At 33.4% G+C, this 18,670-nt stretch carries 21 protein-coding genes and 2 pseudogenes; 19 read left to right on the top strand and 4 right to left on the bottom strand.

The annotated features are described in order from the left end of the window. Window positions 1-231 precede the first annotated feature (231 nt). The 5 genes and pseudogenes from DN394_RS27740 (at window position 232) to DN394_RS27760 (ending at window position 4,225) form a co-directional block, all read left to right on the top strand. The gene (locus DN394_RS27740; protein ID WP_098209090.1) at window positions 232-1,056 is read left to right on the top strand and encodes a DUF2785 domain-containing protein; all 825 of its coding nucleotides are present in this window, start codon (window positions 232-234) and stop codon (window positions 1,054-1,056) included. 106 nt (window positions 1,057-1,162) lie between these two features. Next, on the top strand, window positions 1,163-2,149 hold the full coding sequence (locus DN394_RS27745; RefSeq protein WP_098209091.1) for an alpha/beta fold hydrolase: 987 nt from the start codon (window positions 1,163-1,165) through the stop codon (window positions 2,147-2,149). A 34-nt stretch (window positions 2,150-2,183) separates the two neighbouring features. Next, window positions 2,184-2,855, top strand: coding sequence for a response regulator transcription factor (locus DN394_RS27750; RefSeq protein ID WP_098209092.1), 672 nt, complete (start codon window positions 2,184-2,186; stop codon window positions 2,853-2,855). Continuing rightward, on the top strand, window positions 2,852-3,847 hold the full coding sequence (locus tag DN394_RS27755; protein WP_098209093.1) for a sensor histidine kinase: 996 nt from the start codon (window positions 2,852-2,854) through the stop codon (window positions 3,845-3,847). Before DN394_RS27750 ends, DN394_RS27755 begins: the two co-directional genes overlap by 4 nt. Before the next feature lie 63 nt (window positions 3,848-3,910). After that, window positions 3,911-4,225: pseudogene (locus DN394_RS27760) on the top strand (DUF3892 domain-containing protein). Window positions 4,226-4,311: 86 nt separating this feature from the next. On the opposite strand, the gene DN394_RS27765 reads toward DN394_RS27760, so the two are convergent. Together DN394_RS27765 and pdxR are read right to left on the bottom strand one after the other, a co-directional pair. Then, window positions 4,312-4,752, bottom strand: a complete 441-nt coding sequence (locus DN394_RS27765; RefSeq protein WP_000708749.1) for a YaiI/YqxD family protein — start codon at window positions 4,750-4,752, stop codon at window positions 4,312-4,314. 80 nt (window positions 4,753-4,832) lie between these two features. Next, window positions 4,833-6,275, bottom strand: coding sequence for a MocR-like pyridoxine biosynthesis transcription factor PdxR (gene pdxR / locus DN394_RS27770; protein WP_098209095.1), 1,443 nt, complete (start codon window positions 6,273-6,275; stop codon window positions 4,833-4,835). A 125-nt stretch (window positions 6,276-6,400) separates the two neighbouring features. Between pdxR and DN394_RS27775 the strand changes: the two genes are divergently transcribed. Beyond that, entirely contained in the window at window positions 6,401-7,312 is a 912-nt protein-coding gene (locus DN394_RS27775) for a DMT family transporter (RefSeq protein ID WP_098209096.1), read from the top strand. A gap of 18 nt (window positions 7,313-7,330) precedes the next feature. On the opposite strand, the gene DN394_RS27780 is transcribed toward DN394_RS27775, so the two are convergent. Beyond that, window positions 7,331-7,798 carry an NUDIX hydrolase gene (locus tag DN394_RS27780; RefSeq protein ID WP_098209097.1) on the bottom strand — a complete coding sequence of 156 codons (468 nt, stop codon included), beginning with the start codon at window positions 7,796-7,798 and terminating at the stop codon, window positions 7,331-7,333. A 96-nt stretch (window positions 7,799-7,894) separates the two neighbouring features. Between DN394_RS27780 and DN394_RS27785 the strand changes: the two are divergent. From DN394_RS27785 to DN394_RS27810, 5 genes and pseudogenes are all read left to right on the top strand, one after another. After that, window positions 7,895-8,286, top strand: a pseudogene (locus tag DN394_RS27785) (DUF3980 domain-containing protein). Window positions 8,287-8,652: 366 nt separating this feature from the next. Continuing rightward, on the top strand, window positions 8,653-9,123 hold the full coding sequence (locus DN394_RS27795) for a GNAT family N-acetyltransferase (protein ID WP_098209099.1): 471 nt from the start codon (window positions 8,653-8,655) through the stop codon (window positions 9,121-9,123). 155 nt (window positions 9,124-9,278) lie between these two features. Continuing rightward, a complete protein-coding gene (locus DN394_RS27800) occupies window positions 9,279-9,788 on the top strand; it encodes a nucleoside deaminase (protein WP_098209100.1) in 510 nt (169 codons plus the stop codon). A 164-nt stretch (window positions 9,789-9,952) separates the two neighbouring features. Next, window positions 9,953-10,843, top strand: a complete 891-nt coding sequence (locus tag DN394_RS27805; RefSeq protein ID WP_098209101.1) for an AraC family transcriptional regulator — start codon at window positions 9,953-9,955, stop codon at window positions 10,841-10,843. A 24-nt stretch (window positions 10,844-10,867) separates the two neighbouring features. After that, entirely contained in the window at window positions 10,868-11,809 is a 942-nt protein-coding gene (locus tag DN394_RS27810) for a serine hydrolase domain-containing protein (protein WP_098209102.1), read from the top strand. Between the two features lie 213 nt (window positions 11,810-12,022). Here DN394_RS27810 and DN394_RS27815 read toward each other — a convergent pair whose 3' ends face one another. Beyond that, window positions 12,023-12,778, bottom strand: a complete 756-nt coding sequence (locus DN394_RS27815; protein WP_098953427.1) for a CPBP family intramembrane glutamic endopeptidase — start codon at window positions 12,776-12,778, stop codon at window positions 12,023-12,025. Window positions 12,779-13,005: 227 nt separating this feature from the next. On the opposite strand from DN394_RS27815, the gene DN394_RS27820 reads away from it, so the two are divergent. From DN394_RS27820 to DN394_RS27855, 8 genes are all read left to right on the top strand, one after another. Beyond that, window positions 13,006-14,031, top strand: coding sequence for an SDR family oxidoreductase (locus tag DN394_RS27820; protein ID WP_098953428.1), 1,026 nt, complete (start codon window positions 13,006-13,008; stop codon window positions 14,029-14,031). A gap of 53 nt (window positions 14,032-14,084) precedes the next feature. Beyond that, entirely contained in the window at window positions 14,085-14,516 is a 432-nt protein-coding gene (locus tag DN394_RS27825; RefSeq protein ID WP_098953467.1) for an SMI1/KNR4 family protein, read from the top strand. Between the two features lie 449 nt (window positions 14,517-14,965). Further along, window positions 14,966-15,355 carry a GntR family transcriptional regulator gene (locus DN394_RS27830; RefSeq protein ID WP_006927585.1) on the top strand — a complete coding sequence of 130 codons (390 nt, stop codon included), beginning with the start codon at window positions 14,966-14,968 and terminating at the stop codon, window positions 15,353-15,355. Then, on the top strand, window positions 15,343-16,215 hold the full coding sequence (locus DN394_RS27835) for an ABC transporter ATP-binding protein (protein WP_098650527.1): 873 nt from the start codon (window positions 15,343-15,345) through the stop codon (window positions 16,213-16,215). Before DN394_RS27830 ends, DN394_RS27835 begins: the two co-directional genes overlap by 13 nt. Beyond that, entirely contained in the window at window positions 16,203-16,820 is a 618-nt protein-coding gene (locus DN394_RS27840; RefSeq protein ID WP_063547748.1) for an ABC-2 transporter permease, read from the top strand. Before DN394_RS27835 ends, DN394_RS27840 begins: the two co-directional genes overlap by 13 nt. 29 nt (window positions 16,821-16,849) lie before the next feature. After that, window positions 16,850-17,143 carry a YfzA family protein gene (locus DN394_RS27845; RefSeq protein WP_000202084.1) on the top strand — a complete coding sequence of 98 codons (294 nt, stop codon included), beginning with the start codon at window positions 16,850-16,852 and terminating at the stop codon, window positions 17,141-17,143. Window positions 17,144-17,502: 359 nt separating this feature from the next. Continuing rightward, complete coding sequence (locus tag DN394_RS27850; protein WP_098209104.1) at window positions 17,503-17,970, top strand: NUDIX hydrolase; 468 nt, start codon at window positions 17,503-17,505, stop codon at window positions 17,968-17,970. Between the two features lie 21 nt (window positions 17,971-17,991). Then, window positions 17,992-18,636: an alpha/beta family hydrolase gene (locus DN394_RS27855; protein ID WP_098209105.1), complete on the top strand. Its 645-nt coding sequence runs from the start codon at window positions 17,992-17,994 to the stop codon at window positions 18,634-18,636. The last annotated feature ends 34 nt before the right edge of the window (window positions 18,637-18,670 follow it).

The raw sequence follows: 18,670 nt of genomic DNA on the forward strand, positions 1-18,670 counted from the left end.
CCTTGGAGTGTAACTACGTGTGAATACAAAAGAAAAGACATACTTTATTTTATAACTTAAACTTACATGAGATGCATGTAAACAAAGTGAGAGACTGCGATGTTCTAATGTATTTCCTTTTATTTATCAGGATAAATTATATATAATTGAATCAAGTTCATATAAGGGTAGGCAATTACAGGGGATAAGGCGAAAATATGTTAAAAAACGTAAAAGGGGACAGGAAATATAATGAATGAAGTACTAGAACTAAAAGAAGAACTACTACAAATTAAAAATAATAATTATGCTGTACCAGAAGACGTAGATGCATATCCATATGCACAGTGGATGCTAGATTATATCGGATCACCTGATGCTGAATTACGAGATGATTTGATTTATAGTACGCTTCATACATGGATTACAAATGATGTGTTTAGACAAAAAGAATTACGAGGATTAATGCTACAAGCGATTAGTCCTGATTATTTATTTTATAAAATTGGTGAAAAGGGAACAGACTCTGTATTTAAACGTGCATTCTCTGTATTAATTCCGCCACTTATTTTATCTGTTCATGAAAGAGAACCACTGTTATCTGAAGAACAACTATACAGTGTGGCAGAACAAGTGCTGGAATATGTATATTTAGAAGAAGATGTAAGAGGATACGTAGAAGGAAAAGGCTGGGCACATTCTACAGCGCATGCGGCTGATGCACTCGGTGCGTTAGCACGTACAATACAAAATCGTGAGTTTTCATATGCAATACTAGCTGCTGTTCGTCAGAAGGTTCGCTTACATGACTATGTATACATCCACTTTGAGGATGAGAGATTAGTAGCGCCAATTATGTCGTTACGTAACCAAGATCTTTTAACTGAAGAAGAGTGGAGCAACTGGCTACATAGTATAGCAACGGTTGAAGATATCCGACATCCGCAGCATGCTATTTTAGTACAAAATATTAGAACTTTCTTAAGAAGTTTATATTTCAGAGTTTTAGAGACAGAGGGTAGTACAGCCTTTACAGATGATATATTGGAGACTTTGAAGGATTTGCGTAGGTATTAAAAATGGTCCAGTCTTAGAAACCAAGAATAGATATTAATTTTGAAAAATTTATTAGAAATTTATTTTTACATTGTACCCTTTCAGTATAGGTTGAAAGGGGTGTCAAATGAAAAAGTTATTGAAGTTAGTGAAAATAATTTTTTTAATGTGTATTAGTATTATTTTCTTTGGAACAGGCGCTGTATTTATATATCATAACTATCAATTAAAAATGGAATCGAAATTAATGAACAATAAAGGTGAACTTGTTAATTTCGATAATAAAAAAATGAATATTTATAATGAGGGGAGCGGGGAGGACACGTTTGTATTTATGGCCGGTTCTGGAATTGCCGCTCCTGTTTATGAATTGAAAGGCTTATATAGGGAATTTTCGAAAGAAAACAAGATTTCTGTAATTGAGAGAGCTGGTTATGGATACAGTGATGTTTTTCAAGATGATAGAGATATTGATACGATATTAGAACAAACGAGAGAAGCGCTTATTCGAAGTGGAAATAAACCACCGTACATTTTAGTACCACACTCTCTATCGGGAATAGAGGCTATTTATTGGGCACAAAAATATCCAAGTGAAGTAAAAGGGATTATTGCGTTAGATATTGGTTTACCTAAACAGTACGTATCTAATGAAATAGGCATGGTTGATTCATTAAAAATAAAAGGGATGAATATTTTAACGAAAATTGGTTTTCAGAGATTAGCTCCCTCTATTACTTATAATCCCGAAGTCATTCGTCAATCCTTTTTAAATGAACAGGAAAAAGATATTTATAAAGCGCTTACGTATAAGAGGGCTTTTAATGATGATATGAAGCAAGAGCTTTTACAAAGCTACAATAACGGTAAAAAATCAAATTCCTTATCGATCCCAAAAGAAACACCTATGTTATTTATAGATGCGATTGCTAGGCAATATAAAGATTCGAAGTATACAAAGCAAAAAAACGAAGATTATAAGAAGTTTGCTAGCAAGTTATTAATAGCTGATGTGAAAATAATTGAAGGTACACATAGCATTTATTTATACGCTCCTGATGAAATATACAAATTTGCTATGGATTTTATTAAGAATAAAGTAGTGAAGAACTAAGCAATTGTTATTTTAGCCATGAAAGGTCTATATAATGAAAGTATATAACATATTAATTGTTGAAGACGATTTGATTATAGGAGATTTATTACAAAAAATTTTACAGCGTGAGAAGTATAATGTGTGTTGGGAGAAAGAGGGAAGGAAAGTTCTTGATGTAATTCATGAAATAGATTTAGTTGTAATGGATGTTATGCTACCAGGCGAAGATGGTTATCAAATTACAAAGAAAATAAAAAATCTAGGATTAAATATTCCAATTATATTTCTATCAGCAAGGAATGATATGGATAGTAAACTAAAAGGTTTGACTATTGGAGAAGAATACATGATAAAACCTTTTGACCCTAGAGAGTTGTTGTTAAGGATTCAGAAAATGTTAGATAATCAATATGGTACGTTCACGCAAATTAACCATTTATTTATAGATGCAGAATATAAAAGAGTTTTTATTAATGATTTGCGTAATGAAGTTGCTTTTACAGCAATTGAACGTAAAATATTCTTCTATTTATATGAAAATAGAGATAGAATTTTATCGAAAGAACACTTCTATGATTACCTATGGCAACTCGAAGATAGAAATCATAATATCATGAACGTACATATAAAGAAAATTAGGACTAAAATTGATGATAAAACAGGTGATATTATACAGAACATATATGGAGAAGGGTATAGACTAAATACCTACATGAAGAAATGAACTTAAAGAAAAAATATCAGTTACTACTATTTTCCGCTATTATTAGCGTACCACTGTTATTGTTGTCGATTAGTATCTTTGTATCAGTTATTTATAATGCTACCTTTAAAACTAAAAATAAGAACATTCCTTTTCACGAATCCTTTGCATATCCTACGATGTTAATCATATTTTTAGTATCACTATTAGTATTAGCTTTTGTATTTTCAAAGTCGATAAACTCATTATTAAATAAAATTAATATATTAAATCAAACGATTCGAGATTTAGCTAGTAATAAAAAAGTCCCTCATATAATAGATGTTAAAAGTGATGATGAAATGGGAGAACTGATTAAATCAGTGAACTTGCTTATAGAAAGAACAACTTATCGAGAATTAGAACTACAACAACAGGAACAAATAAAAAAGGAACTATTAAATAAATTACGGCATGATATTAATACACCCTTAACAGCGGTCAGATTACAATTATATTATTTAGAAGGTGAGTACAAGGAACAAGTACCAGTACTTGAATCAATGTATGAGCAGATACAATATATAAGTGATTTAACTAACGAATTTAATATTCAATCTACAGAGACCTTAGAGAGTACTTATATTGTGAATGATGAAGTGAATATACATAATTTAATAGAAAATATGATTAAAAAATGGAGCTATTTGTATAGCATTCATAAAATTGAATTCGTATATAATCCACAAGATAAAGAGTTGATATGGAATAGTAATGAGTTATGGATTCAAAGGTTATTTGATAATATTTTTCAAAATGTCCTTAAGCATTCAAAAGCTAAAAAACTCAAAATTATTATAGATGAAGATATTGTTTCCTTTAGAGATAATGGGATTGGGTTCGATATAAATAGTAAAGGTGCGGGACTTGGTTTGAAAAATATTGAAGATATATCAAAGATGTTCGATGTAAAATACACTTTACAATCAAATAGTGAGGGTACTATGTTTTCATTTGAAAATACTAAAGTTTAGAGCAAATTACATAAAACCAACACCTCCCAACCATACTAATAAAATGTGTTGGAGGTGAGTTTAATGGACAAAAAAGACTTTGAAAAAGTTTATAATGATTACTTACATTAAGGGGAAGAGCAAGTTCAATTTGAAGTAGCTCAGAATGTCGTTTCAGGGGCAGAACAAATAGTTGCCGTTCGTAAAAATGATGACGGGGATTTAATAGCGTTTAAAACAAGCGGCGGAAGAGAGTTAGATTATATGACTGCTCTTAGTGAAGCGAAATCAGGGAAGTTAGCTCATGTGGACGTATTTCATAAGTATGGTAGAGATATTTTACGTAGTGAACCTGATGGAATAAAGGAAAATAACTTAGATAATTTACCTTCATTTTAAAAGGGTAAACCTCAAGAAGAGAATGTTCATTTCGATATTCTCTTCTTTGTTTTGCGAAGTTTTCCTTGCAAATAGAATATTCATTTTTAAAGTGCGATCATACTTTTAAAGAGCACTCTAAATTTCTCTTTATCTTCTGCTGTAAATGGTTTCGGTCCCTTTGTACGCTTACCGCTTTTTCGAACCATTGCACTTAAATATCGTGTTTGTAATAATTGTTCAATGTTTTCATTCGTATACTTATAGCCTTTATGGTGTAGGACGATACAGCCTTTTGCTAAAGCGAGCGAAGCAAGACCGTAATCTTGCGTGACGATTAAATCTTCTTTTTTTGCTAACTGCATAATGCGGTAATCTGCAGCATCTGCTCCAGAATCAACATAAATTGTTTCCACGCCTTTTGGCTGCTCTGCATTAGAATAATGAGAAAAGCTTGTAACGAGGGTAACAGGAATTTCTGCCTTCGTAGCTTCAAAAATAATTACATCTTTTACAGGGCAAGCATCTGCATCAACATAGATTTTCATTGGTATCACTCCTATAACTAGGTTCGTGTTGATGATAATGGTAGATTTAGGTTTTGTCAAACGAGGGTTTGTATCTAAATTTACTTTTCACAAACCAAAATAGCCTCACGTAAACGAGAAATCCCTTCCTCAATTTGATCAATATCCACTTTTCCATAAGATAAACGTATATAACCATCTTTCGCGCCGAAAATACTACCAGGCATAAAAGCAATTTCTTGTTTTAAGCTTTGCATAATGAGTTGTTTTTCGTTTATCGGTTCTTTTAATTTTCCCCATATGTATATACCGCCAGTAGGCTTTGAAAAAGAGATTTTATCGTGAAGTTGCTCGTTTAGAGCGCGGACGATAACGTCCCTTTTTTCTGCTAGTTGTTTTCGTAACGGTACGATATGAGACTGAAATGGTACAGTTTCAAAAAATTGTTGCATAAGCCACTGCGGGAAAATGCTCATACCTAATTCCATTTGGTGCCTTGCATCGGATAACCTTTCTACTACAGACTGTGGGGCAACAAGCCAACCAACTCGTAAACCTGGTGCAATCATTTTTGATAAAGAATGTACATAAATGACAGTTCCATTTTCATCAATTGATTTTAAAGTAGGGCAAGGTTGTTTCTTTTCTAGCGTAAGTAAACTGGACGGATCATCTTCCACAATCGCAATTCGTAAATCTGCGCAAAGTGATAACAATTTTTTTCTACGGTTTGGATGAAGCATTGTTCCCGTAGGATTTTGGAAATTTGGATTTAAAAAGATCATTTTAATACGATGTTTTCTATATAACTCTTGTACATCATCCGGATTAATACCATGTTTATCGACAGGTAACGGGAAAATACGAATACCCGCTGATTGGAATAACGGTAAGGAATAACAGTGTGAAGGACTTTCGAAAGCGACTGCATCACCTGGATTTAATAAACATTGTACGATAAGGTGAAGTGCTTGCTGTGCTCCAGATGTAATCATAATGGATTGTTCAGTCGCTTCAACTTTTAAATATTCCTTCATATATTTTACGACCGCTTGTCTTAGCGGAAGATAGCCTTGCGGATGATCGTAACTTAATGAATGCGTTAACGGTTGTTCTCGTAAAATCGTTTGTAGTTGATCGTGAGGGTAGAGGTTACAACCGAGCTCTCCGTTTGCGAAATCTATAATGTTTTCATTTTGTTGTACTTCTGCTCGAATATGGCGAAGTAACGGCAAGTTTGGTAAGAAAGTGCCACCTTCTACGAAATTTCTCCAATTCGGCGTTAATGTTGGAGAAACGCCCCACATATGTGTACTTACACGTGTACCTTTACCAGTCGTACTTTCTACAATTCCCATAGCACGTAGTTCATTATAAGCAGTCGTTACTGTACTTCGGTTTACATTTAACTGTGTAGCTAATTTCCGTTCCGAAGGGAGGAAGCTACCTGGAGGAAGTTCTCCGTATGTAATACGTTTCTCAATAAAGTCAACTACTTGCTGATAAATTGGGATTTTACTGTCGTTATCTAGCTTCCATTCCATAAAAAACGCCTCCGCATCTCTTGTATACATTCAGTATAACAAATTGGCTGGGGAAAAAAACAGCCAATTGGACGGTGCTATATCCAGCCAATTTTACTATGCTAAATATGGAAGGGGAGATTCGGATGAAACGATGGCAAATGGAATGGCTCTTAGTATCAGTAGCATTAGTATGGGGAGCAAATTATACAATTGGAAAATATGGCGTGGCATATATGTCATCCATTCAATTTAATAGTTTACGATTTTTAGTAGCATCTCCGGTATTATTACTTATTACATTTTTAATGGAACGCTCATTACGTATTGAAAGAAAAGATTGGTTACGATTAGTAGCAGTCGGTATTGTTGGAACGGCAATGTATCAAACGATGTTTATGCTATCTGTGAAATATACTTCCGCAACGAACGCCTCATTATTAATTGCGATGTCACCTATTTTTACAGGGATATTAGCAGTATTGCACAAACAAGAACGTTTTTCGATGAAAGTACAAATTGGTTCAATAATAGCGTTTATTGGTGCAGCATTCGTTTTATTAACAGGACATACAGGAGGAGCTACTTACGAATATGCATGGCTCGGAAATGTAATTGGATTAGTCGCAGCAATTGCGTGGGGATGGTATCCAATATTAGCGCAACCTCTTATTACAAAATATTCTGCAATGAGAGTCACATCATGGTCTACTTTAATTGGGATTGTACCACTTGTTTTATACTGTTTATTCAACGTAAATTCTTTAACGTGGCCAGTAGATACGCCAAGCTGGGGATCACTAGCATATTCAATCATCTTTGCGACTATCTTCGGACTTGCAATGTGGTATGTCGGTATTAGTCAAATAGGCTCAACGAAAGTAATGGTTTATATGTATCTCGTACCGTTGTTTGCAGTTATCTTTGCGGCAGTAACAATAGGGGAGCAAATTAATATGATGCAACTCGTTGGCGGACTTATTATCTTTATCGGTTTATATGTTGTAAAAAAAGGCGGAATCAAAAAGCCAGCTCTCAATTTGAAAAAAGTAAGTTAGCAGTAAAAAGGATCTCTTTCATATAGAAGGAGATCCTTTTTGTCTTTGTAATAAAAGCGCTTGTTCAACAGCCCATTTTTGATGATCGTGAAGGAGAAGCTCTACAGCAAGTAAAGGAGATATCCACCTTAGAACATGATCCTCCTCACAGTTTTCAGTTTGTTTCTGCACCATGTTCGCAATATAAAAGAACCCATCATTTAAATAATATGTATCTTCCCTGTCTGCATAAAAATATCGTGCTGCATTACCGATATACTGATCAATTTCAATTGCCCATCCTAATTCTTCTAGAAGTTCACGATGCAAACACGCATCTTTTGTTTCATTACCTTCCATACCACCACCAGGTAAAAAATAACGGTCACCTTTTTGGATAACAGCAATCTTTGAAGAAGATGATTGAAAAATGATCGCATAACAACTAGGCCTTAATACATAATGAACGTTAAGTTTTTTAGAGCCAAATATGAGTTTTGAAATCATAAAACACGACCTTTCTCTATAAAACACAAAAAAGGAATATTAAGGTAAATGCAGAATTATATAAGTATAATCTTAATAGATTGGAGTGGTAACAACATAATAAATCGAAAATGTTCAAGGTGTAAAGAAATAACAGGTACATTGCACGGTGTTAAAAAAATTAGGGGAGAATTTCTATGTGAGGACTGTTTGCAAAAAGGAATTGCGAGTGGAGAAATCGAATTATAACAAGTGGAAGAAAAACAAACTTCGTATCTTTCTATAAAAATATTAAAAATAATGAGTGTAATTTATTTAATAGGATCTATTTCAATGGCTTTTTCAACTGGTCCATTTATACATAACCTGGGGTTTGATGAAATGTCCATTTCAGGATCAGAATTAGGTTTAATAAGTTAGGATCTATATTTCAGTCTGTTCTTGTATTTTGCGGGATATGGGTATTCATCCTATTAGTAGAAACAGTCAGTGAACTACTCACCACTTAGCAAAGCTTGAAGTGGGAGCTTCTCAGTTCCACGACGAAAGCAACCTTTCGTCTCCCTGAGCGTTACTTCGGGGCGTTCCATCCCTAGATGACCAACGCTTGGATGTTCTCTTTATACGGTTGATATTTTACGCAGGAACCGAATGGCTTAGTTTTCGCACTCTATTTTCTTCCTGCAACCTTCTATATCAAGTTATCAAAGAACCTCATATAGCTAGTCTGTCAAAATTTTTTGACTACTGTCAAACCGAAATTCATCTCCCACCTATCGTTGGGCTACGCCCTTCACACGATTGAGGAAGGAGAATTTTTTCGGGAAATTTGTTAAAATTTATGAAAAAATGAAGTGAGTGAGAGGGAGAAATACATGCGAGTAAGAAACATTCAAGGGGAAGATTATGTAAAGATTCATTCTGTTTTAAATGATTGGTGGGGCGGGAGAGACATGACTCCCATGTTGCCAAAGTTATTCTTCGTTCATTTTCAAGAAACGAGTTTTATTATTGAAGAAGAAGGAGAAACGTTAGGTTTCTTATGCGGATTCTTCTCACAAACACATAAAGAGGAAGCGTACGTTCACTTTATCGGTGTAAATCCGAAGTATAGAAGAAGAGGAATCGCGTCAACATTGTATTCATATTTCTTTGATATCGCTCGTGCGAATAACCGTAAAGTTGTAAAAGCAATCACATCACCAGTTAATAAAAAATCGATACAATTTCATCAAGAAATTGGTTTTCGAATTGAGGCTGGGGATGATGAGATAGAGGGTGTATCGGTACATACAAATTATGACGGGAACGGCGGTAGTAGAGTTTTGTTTTTGAAAAATGTGTAGAGAAATAAGCTTTACCTAAACGCACTGAGTTAAATATATATGAAAATGTTATCCGTTGCATGAAAAATGGCTAACTTTGTTAGTTTAATAGAATCTAGTATGATAGTCGAAAGGAATTTCCGTAACATAATTCCATCTAAAAAAGAGGGATCTATATGAATTTTGAGAGGGATAGATATTTTTTACAGATGGCATTGGAAGAAGCAGAAAAGGCATTAAAAGAAAACACATATCCAGTAGGAGCAGTTATTGTTGATGGAAATAATAATGTCATTGCAAGAGGAAGGAATAGAGTGCATCCAGAAAAAGACATAACAGCTCACGCAGAGATAGACGCTATTCGCAATGCAGGGGAGGCAATGTTTGATGCAAAAATAAAAAATGAGAATTTTACTATTTATAGCACGTTGGAACCGTGTCCAATGTGTACAGGTGGTATTTTATTTGCGAAAATACAGAGAGTAGTCTGGTTGCTAAATGATGACTTAGGTTTTGGTGGATATAAAAAGATAAAAAATGCTTTAGTTTTCGAAGGGAAATTTAATAAAATCGACATGGTGGAAGAACCATTTGAAGACTTAAAAACAAGACAAAAAGAACTTATGAGACAATGGGAGCTAAATCCCAATAATATTATTAACTTGCGAAGAGCTATAAAAAAATAGTTGTTTCTTTAAATTAAATTGGGATACCGCCATATTACCATCAACTTAAAAAATATAGTGAAATTATATCAATTTAACAATAAAATATGGAAGAACCTATTACGAATAGAAAGCCGTCCTAAAGTATTCTAGGATGGTTCTTTTTGTTGTGAGGAGGTATTAGTATGGAAAATAAACAAAGTAGAAATGAGTATGTAAGACGCATACATACAGTTCAAGATTATATAGAATCCAACATAGACAGTTCACTATCCATTGAAGAGCTAGCGGATATAGCAGGATTTTCAAAGTATCATTTTCATAGAATTTTTAAAGGAATAGTAGACGAGCCATTATCCCGGTATGTGAATCGCTTGAAGTTAGAAAGGGCAACAAATCTTCTTACATATCGATTGGATATGACGATTACGGATATCGCTTACCATTTTGGTTTCACAGATTCAGCAGTTTTCTCCCGTACATTTAAAAATTATTACGGAGTAAGTCCGTCTCAATATCGAAATCACAATAGCAAGAATTGCAAAGACGCAAGCGGAACTTCTCAATACAATGAGTGTAAGAAGGTTCGAGGAAATGTTGAAATTGTATCAGCGGACGATATAAACGTCGCATACATAAGACATATCGGTACATATGAAGAGTTAACGATAGCTTTTCCGAAAATGATAGAGAAATTATTTCATTACGCAGCGGAGGAAAACTGTCATGTATTTGAGGATACGAAAGTATTAACCATTTACCACGATCATCATGAATTTACTGAGGACAATCATTTAAGAACTAGTTTATGTATAACAATTCCGAATGGGTCCGCAGTAGAAGCGAGTGACATTGGAATAATGGTAATACCTTCTGGAAAGTATGCGGTAGGTCATTTTGAAATATTCCAAGATGAATATAAAGGAGCATGGGACTTTATATACGGTGAGTGGCTGCCAAATAGCGGATACAAACCAAGAGATTCGTATCCTTTTGAAGTATATAAAAATGATCCAAAGCAGCATCCGGAAAATAAACATATAGTTGATATATATGTACCGATCGAACCTTTTTAATTATAGGTTAAAGGGGAAGAAATAATGAAAACTGCTGAAAAGTTAGATCAGATTATACAAGAAGAATATAAAAATATGAATGGTATGTTAGTAGTGCAGAGAGGTAATGTTGTTTTTGAAAACTATTATAATGGTTACAGTCCAGATAATGCGTTTCATGTAGCATCAGTTACAAAAACGATAATCTCTGCGTTAATTGGGATATGTATAGATAAGGGCTATATAAAAAGCGTTGATCAAAAAATAATAGAATTTTTCCCGGAATATAACGTTAATTCATCTGAAATAACAGTACGACATCTATTGACAATGACAGCTCCACATCCTTTCGTAGACTGGCAGGAACCGTTAGAAGAACTATGTACGCAACGAGATTGGGTTCAATATACGTTAAATAGGATAGGAAAAGGCGGAGAAATGGGGACTTTTAAATATTCATCTGCAGGAGCTCATCTATTATCAACAATCATAACGAGCGCAACAGGAAAAAGTGCGCGTGAATTTGCGAATGAATACTTATTTCAGTCACTCGGCATGAGAGAAATTCCAAACTACAATATGAAAGCATTTGGATTCGATGACTTATTCGGAAAAGGTGTAAAAGGATGGGTTCACGATCCAAACGGTATTTCAACAGGCGGTTGGGGACTAACGTTAACAGTTAAAGATATGGCTAAGTTTGGACAGCTTTATTTGAATGAAGGTATTTATAATGGAAAACAAATATTAGCAAAATCATGGATAAAAGAATCGACAACAATGAACCAAAATCAATACGGTTACTTATGGTGGTTACGAGAAGAGGATGGAATTTTTTCATACTGTGCAATGGGCGATGGTGGGAATGTGATTTGTTGTATTCCAGAGAAGGAATTGGTGGTGGTGATTGCTTCTGAGGTTATACGAAATGCAGAGGATAGATGGAAGTTAATTAAAGAGTGCATACTTCCTTATTTAAAAGATTAATATGGTTATTTTTATAAAAATAAGAATGAAAGGTTTAGTTAAACTTGTTTTGTTCTCTACGATAGAAAAAAGTGTTGTATTAACCAAGTTGTGCAACTAAGATTATAAAACTTCAACACCTATTCAATCATCGAATAGGTGTTGAAGTACTTTATAATCTATTAAAGCTGCTTTCAACTAAAAGAAGAAACATCTTTTTTCTTAGCTGTTTAACTATTTTTTAACTTTGTGATGTATAAGATACATCGTGCCCAGCACAATTGCTAGTAAGGTAAATTTAATTAATTCTATTAGGCTGGCATCCCACTTGTTTTGGGCTACATCTGTCAAATAAAATACATTAAACATACCATGTAAAATAGCGGGTGATATTACAGAACCACCATATTCTCTCGTGTACGTCAAAAATATAGATAATATAAATAACAAAGAGAGATAACTTAATGTTCCTACAAGCTGAAACTCATAATTTTTATAAAAAATTGCTATTGGTAAATGCCATGAAGACCAAAGCGAAGCTATAATAATAGCTGTTTGCATGAATGAACATTTTTTTCGTAAATAGTAATGAAAATTCCCTCGCCAAATAATCTCTTCTAATAATGCAGATAAAGATCCAACTGTAAGACCAACGAGCAAGAGAAATCCTAATTCATTCCAATGATGATATAAGAACTTTATATCATAAATATAAAAATAAAAATGGAGACATAGCCCTAGAAGTAGTGGGAATAATATGGAGAAAATTAGTGTTTTTATTTTTGGACGTGAAATTCCAAGTGTATGAACTATTTTTTGTTTCTTAAATAATTTTTGATATAAAATAACTGCTAAAAGCGGAACAACCATGGTAAACCCCAAATAATTACGACCATTTTCTATGTTCAGCAAGATGATATATACAAGTGATGTGAGAAAATAAATACATAATGTTGAATGATAAACTATGTGTTTATTAATATTTTTCACCTGCCTAAGTATGTATAAGTGGTTAATCGAATATCCGATATTTTAATTATATATGAAATGGAAATCGACAGAATGAATATTTCTATATTATTGTTTTTAAAATAGAAAAAGTGTAGAAATTACATATATTGAACTTGTAGAAAAAATTAAATTATCCCCCGTAACTTTTCACAACAAAAAATCGTTAAACAAAAGAAAGGATTTTCAATCACGAATGGGGGAGAGCCATGAAGATTCTAATTCTAGGTGGTACACGATTTTTAGGAAGAGCTTTTGTAGAAGAGGCTTTGAACAGAGGGCATGAAGTTACATTATTTAACCGCGGAACAAATAAAGAAAATTCTCCTGAAGTGGAGCAGTTAATCGGTGACAGAAATGATGATGTTTCAAGTTTAGTAAATCGAAAATGGGACGCGGTAGTCGACACATGTGGATTTTCTCCGCATCACATTAGAAATGTTGGAGAAGTCTTACAGGATAATATAAAGCATTATATATTTATCTCAAGTCTATCCGTATATAAAGATTGGATTCCGCATCATATAAAAGAAGATTATATATTACAACCCGAACCAACGGGTGATCAAATAAAGGCTGTGGAGAATGGTGAAGTTTCTCCTTATGAGTATTACGGTGCGCTGAAAGTATTGTGTGAAAAAGAAGCAGAGAAGTATTGGCCGGGGCGTGTTTTACACGTAAGAGCAGGACTTCTTTCAGGAATGTTTGATTATACAGATCGACTAACATACTGGATTCAGCGTGTAGCAAAAGGAGGTAAAGTGTTAGTTCCAGGAAGAAAAACCCGTCCAGTGCAGATAGTTGATATAAAAGATGTCGCAAACTGGGGACTAAACATGGCAGAAAACAATAAAGCAGGTACATTCAACATAACAGGTCCGAATGATGAATTGACGATGGAAGAACTATTAAATACGTGTAAAAAGGTTACGAATAGCGGTGCTGAATTTGTTTGGGTAGACGAATCGTTTATGAGTGAACATAATGTGCAGCCTTGGACAGAAATGCCTTTATGGATTCCAGAAACTTTTCCATTAGAAGGTGAAACGAAGCCGTGGAAAGGTGGATTTTCAATTAGTATTGAAAGTGCTGTTAAAGAAGGGCTTACTTTTAGAAGTTTAGAACATACAGTTACAGATGTGTATAAGTGGATGAAGAGTGTGGAGAAATGGGAATTAAAAGCAGGAATTTCAGGGAAAAGGGAGAAGGAATTGTTAGAAAAGTGGTATCAATAAATTAGATGAGTCCTTTGAATATACTTGATTGCACATAAGGAGGAGAAAAGGTGATGTGGAAAGACACCATTCACAGTATCTCATCAAACTTAAGCTTGAAAAACCCAGCTACAAAGGATGCACTCGCTGAAGTTCAAAAAAATTTGCAGGTGGAGTTACCGAATGATTTATATCAATTATTGCAGGAAACAAACGGTATAGCAGGTGAATACGGAGACTTTATATGGGATGCTTCAAAAATTAATACTGAAAATGTGAATATGAGAAATATAGTTAATTTTAAGGATTTATATATGCCTTTTGACTGTTTATTATTTTTTGCTGATGGCGGAAATGGTGATTTGTTTGGCTATTCCATTTTGAATGGAGAAGTGCAAAGAGATGATATATATGTATGGAATCATGAAAATGATAGTAGAACGTGGGTTGCTCCTTCTTTAAAGACTTTTATGGAGTGGTGGGAGAATGGAAAGATAACAATTTAAACATAGTATTAAGAAAAACACCTTGTTACTAAAGAAACAAGGTGTTTTTCTTATGTGAATTTATAACTCAATTGGTTCTTCCCCGTACATTTCCCACAGCTTAGAAAACATATTTTGCAGTCCTTCTTCGTCATCCTCATCCTAGTCTAATTTGATATCAACTTCCTCAAATTTTTCTTCTATTTCAAACTCTTTCTTTTTCACACTATCAGTTGTGCCAATTTTTCTGTAAAACACAACGAAGTCTTTATCGTGTATTAGCTAGTAGCAAGACCGCCGCCTCAAAATCCGGCTAATACAAGGAAGGCCTGTATAAATAAGTTGTATTAATTACATTATTAGATTGTGTTTGTAACTATATTTTGGGAATTTTCTGTTGATTTAAAATGTACGATAGTATATATTGTATATAAAGTATATATACAATATTTTTTAAAAGAGGTATTTGCATGCAAATCACTATTAGGAACACTTCAAAGGAACCTATTTATGAACAAATTAGTGCCCAAATAAAAAAGCTTATTTTACTAGGTGATTTAAAACAAGGAGATGCTCTCCCTTCAATGCGTCAGTTAGCAAAAGATTTACGAGTAAGTATTATTACAACGAAAAGAGCATATGAAGAACTGGAAAAAGACGGTTTTATTAATTCAATTGTCGGAAGAGGGTCCTTTGTAGCAGAACAAAACATTGAAACTATGAAAGAAGAAAAATTAAAAACAGTTGAAGAAAAGTTATGTGAAGCGATTCAAAATGCTAAGCAAATGGATGTTTCTTTAAATGAGCTAAAAGAAATGCTTACAATTTTATATGAGGAGGAAAACTCTTGGAAAACGTAATAGAACTTCAAAATGTCAGTAAATCTTTTAAAGGGTTTCAAATAAACAATTTTTCAATGGAAGTAAAAAAAGGATTTGTTACGGGTTTTATTGGAGGAAATGGATCAGGTAAATCTACAACGATTAAAATGATTATGAATCTAATAAACCCGGATAGTGGAAACGTCTCCTTATTTGGCATGAACTATTCGACTGATGCGAAACGAATTAAAGAAAGAATTGGCTTCGTTTATGACGATAATGTGTTTTATGATGAACTCACATTAAAGGAAATTACTAAAATTATTGCGCCTGCTTATAAAAAATGGGATTTTAACCAATTTACATATTATAAAGATCTGTTCGAATTACCATTAAATAAAAAAATGAAAACATTCTCCAAAGGAATGAAAATGAAAGCCTCTCTCGCAATTGCCCTTTCACATCATGCTGAACTAATTATTATGGATGAACCTACATCTGGACTTGATCCTGTATTCAGAAGAGAATTATTGGATGTTTTACAAAATATTATGCAGGATGGAGAGAAAACTATCTTTTTCTCATCACATATTACAACGGATTTAGACCGCATTGCCGATTATATTACATTTATTCAAAATGGGAAGCATATTTTCACAAAAGATATTTATGCCATTGCAGAGGATTATGTTTTAGTCAAAGGACCACTAGATTTGTTAAAGTTTGATATTGAGCGTGAATTTATTTCTGTACGTAAGGCAAATACAGGTTTCGAGGGATTGATTGAAAATGCACATTCTATCGAGAACTTATTTGATAAGGATGTGGTGATTGAAAAACCAAGTTTAGAGGATATTATGTATTTCATGAAAAAGGGGGATTCAAGATGCTTAATTTAATTAAAAAGGATTTGATTTTACAAAAAACTTTCTTGCCTGCTTATCTCTTATTTCTAGTTACCTATTTGTGGGCCGGCATGGATGTAGCATATGTCATAATCATTTGTAGTGCCGTTTTTGTAATTAACACATATCAATCTGATGATAAAGATAATGCTAATATTTTAGTAAACTCATTACCGTATACTAGGAAGGAAATTATAAGTTCAAAATACGTTGGAACCTTACTTTTTACAATAGTAATCATCCCATTTTGTTTAGTTGGAAAATATTTTATTTTAGACAGCATGGAATTTCAACTTTCCTTAGAAAGTTACATACTAGGTTTCTTGGCAGTCATGCTGATAACAGCATTTTACATCCCATTTTTTGTTGCATTTAAAGTGAAAACACTTGTACCAGTTTTTATATTTTTATCTATTGGAGTTATATATTTAATGCGAAATACTCCATATTTATTAAATAAATATGCTAATGGCGTACTGACCTTTTTAAAAGAGATTTCAGATTTGAAATTATTTCTTTTATTTGCTGTCATAGCAGTGGGGTGCTATGGGGGTTCATGGATATTATCTATTCGTATCTATCAGAACAAGGCTCTTTAATAGCAAGTTCTAAAAGGAGGATGGTTTAAATGACATCAAAAAAAGAGCGTCCTAGTCGAATACGAAATTGGCTGAAAACTATTGGAGCATTTTTCGTTATGCAACTAATTTTTATCATCCTTGACATGAATTCGTGGATACCGAACTTCAAGGAAGGAGGAGTTGGGGATCGTCTCGTTAATTCAGAGTTCTTTACGGAATGGTTCGCTCCTTATAAAACAAAGCAATTTAATGTACTAACGGCAGTTATGGCTATTTTATTATTCCTAAATGTAGTAACAAGTGCAATAAAAGACGCTTTTTCTAGAAAAAGAATTAATTAGCACATAAGTTGACCTTGCGTCTTTTTAATAATGTCTTAACTATATTTAAAAACAACAGGAAAAAGATAAAAACTTCACTTATTGATGTTTCACTTTATCTTTTACAATGATTTCTTGAAAATTATTTGTTTTTTCAGTTTTTTATATTGATAGAGATGCATTCGTCCCCCATAATGCTTCCAAAGTGTGCGCAGTAATTGTGACATATGTATTTATACTTGTGATGACAAATGATGTGTATCGTTTTTTGAAAGTTCGAAAATTATTGAACGAACTAGAGAAATTTAGTAACCTTATTTGTACAGTAATTACATAATTATTTTGTGATAATTCGATATTTATATAAAGGGGCGTTACGGATGGATCTTACATTTAAAGTTGAGGAAACATGTTTTAATTACCGCGTCGGAGCAATTTGTAAACATGATAATAAAATACTCATTCTGCAAGGTGACGGTGAAGATTTTTGGTACGTACCCGGCGGAAGGGTGAAAATGCTAGAAAATAGTGAAGATGCATTAAAACGAGAACTTGCAGAAGAACTAGCTGTTCCTATTAAAGGGAAGAGATTAATATGGACAGTAGAAAATTTCTTTACACTTTCTGAGCGAAAGTTTCATGAGATTAGTTTTTATTATGAAGTAGAGCTACATGAATTACCTGCGAATGGAGCGGATCAATATATTTTGGAAGAAGAGGGTAGAACGTATTTGTTTAAGTGGGTGCCGGTAGAAGAATTAGATGCGTATAACTTACAGCCAGCATTTATAAAAGAGAAAGTAAAGGATATAGCAGTTCATACAGAACATATCGTTTTGCAAAAATAAACGTATTCGGAGGGGAAAACGGTGAAGGGGACTAAAAAAGAGATACATATAAATGACAAAGCAATTCATTATACACATATAGAAAAAGGTTACAGTACGGTTTGCTTTATGTTCTCAGGTTCAGGATACAATTATGATAAGCCGTTATTTTATTACGCGACGATGCTTATGCTTGAACATAAAATTGATGTTGTACATATTCACTATTCCTACGACGAACAAGTAATGAATAAACCGATGGAAGAAATAACGAAAGTAATGATGGATGATATTAATCCCGTAATAAATGAAGTATTAAAAGATGAGCAATACAACGAGACTATGTTTTTAGGGAAATCACTCGGAACAATTCCAATTGCGAATGATTTGATGAAGAGAGAAGAGTTTTTACAGTCGAAAATGATATTAATGACACCGTTACTGACGTTTGATACGATTTTTGATTCTATCTTGCATAGTAATCATAAAGGGCTTTTAGTAATTGGGGATAAAGATCATCAATACAATGCAGATCAAATGGATCAGTTATATAAAACGAATTTACAGATTGAAGTTGTCAAAAATGCAAATCATTCTGTAAATGTTGGGGAATTTGAAACAGAAAATTCAATTGAAGCTATAGCAAAAATAATAGAAAAGTTTAGAGAAATTATTAGGGAAAACTAACTTATCAATACATGCAAAAAGAGGTGCAATTTGC

The sequence above is a fragment of the Bacillus sp. BB081 genome (assembly GCF_008368895.1).
GTDB classification, from domain to species: domain Bacteria; phylum Bacillota; class Bacilli; order Bacillales; family Bacillaceae_G; genus Bacillus_A; species Bacillus_A wiedmannii.

Excerpts from the sequence above, each read along its gene's own strand:
- DN394_RS27740 (WP_098209090.1), top strand. The coding sequence starts at position 232 with ATGAATGAAGTACTAGAACTAAAAGAAGAACTACTACAAATTAAAAAT.
- DN394_RS27745 (WP_098209091.1), top strand. The coding sequence starts at position 1,163 with ATGAAAAAGTTATTGAAGTTAGTGAAAATAATTTTTTTAATGTGTATT.
- DN394_RS27750 (WP_098209092.1), top strand. The coding sequence starts at position 2,184 with ATGAAAGTATATAACATATTAATTGTTGAAGACGATTTGATTATAGGA.
- DN394_RS27755 (WP_098209093.1), top strand. The coding sequence starts at position 2,852 with ATGAACTTAAAGAAAAAATATCAGTTACTACTATTTTCCGCTATTATT.
- DN394_RS27765 (WP_000708749.1), bottom strand. The coding sequence starts at position 4,752 with ATGAAAATCTATGTTGATGCAGATGCTTGCCCTGTAAAAGATGTAATT.
- pdxR (WP_098209095.1), bottom strand. The coding sequence starts at position 6,275 with ATGGAATGGAAGCTAGATAACGACAGTAAAATCCCAATTTATCAGCAA.
- DN394_RS27775 (WP_098209096.1), top strand. The coding sequence starts at position 6,401 with ATGAAACGATGGCAAATGGAATGGCTCTTAGTATCAGTAGCATTAGTA.
- DN394_RS27780 (WP_098209097.1), bottom strand. The coding sequence starts at position 7,798 with ATGATTTCAAAACTCATATTTGGCTCTAAAAAACTTAACGTTCATTAT.
- DN394_RS27795 (WP_098209099.1), top strand. The coding sequence starts at position 8,653 with ATGCGAGTAAGAAACATTCAAGGGGAAGATTATGTAAAGATTCATTCT.
- DN394_RS27800 (WP_098209100.1), top strand. The coding sequence starts at position 9,279 with ATGAATTTTGAGAGGGATAGATATTTTTTACAGATGGCATTGGAAGAA.
- DN394_RS27805 (WP_098209101.1), top strand. The coding sequence starts at position 9,953 with ATGGAAAATAAACAAAGTAGAAATGAGTATGTAAGACGCATACATACA.
- DN394_RS27810 (WP_098209102.1), top strand. The coding sequence starts at position 10,868 with ATGAAAACTGCTGAAAAGTTAGATCAGATTATACAAGAAGAATATAAA.
- DN394_RS27820 (WP_098953428.1), top strand. The coding sequence starts at position 13,006 with ATGAAGATTCTAATTCTAGGTGGTACACGATTTTTAGGAAGAGCTTTT.
- DN394_RS27825 (WP_098953467.1), top strand. The coding sequence starts at position 14,085 with ATGTGGAAAGACACCATTCACAGTATCTCATCAAACTTAAGCTTGAAA.
- DN394_RS27830 (WP_006927585.1), top strand. The coding sequence starts at position 14,966 with ATGCAAATCACTATTAGGAACACTTCAAAGGAACCTATTTATGAACAA.
- DN394_RS27840 (WP_063547748.1), top strand. The coding sequence starts at position 16,203 with ATGCTTAATTTAATTAAAAAGGATTTGATTTTACAAAAAACTTTCTTG.
- DN394_RS27845 (WP_000202084.1), top strand. The coding sequence starts at position 16,850 with ATGACATCAAAAAAAGAGCGTCCTAGTCGAATACGAAATTGGCTGAAA.
- DN394_RS27850 (WP_098209104.1), top strand. The coding sequence starts at position 17,503 with ATGGATCTTACATTTAAAGTTGAGGAAACATGTTTTAATTACCGCGTC.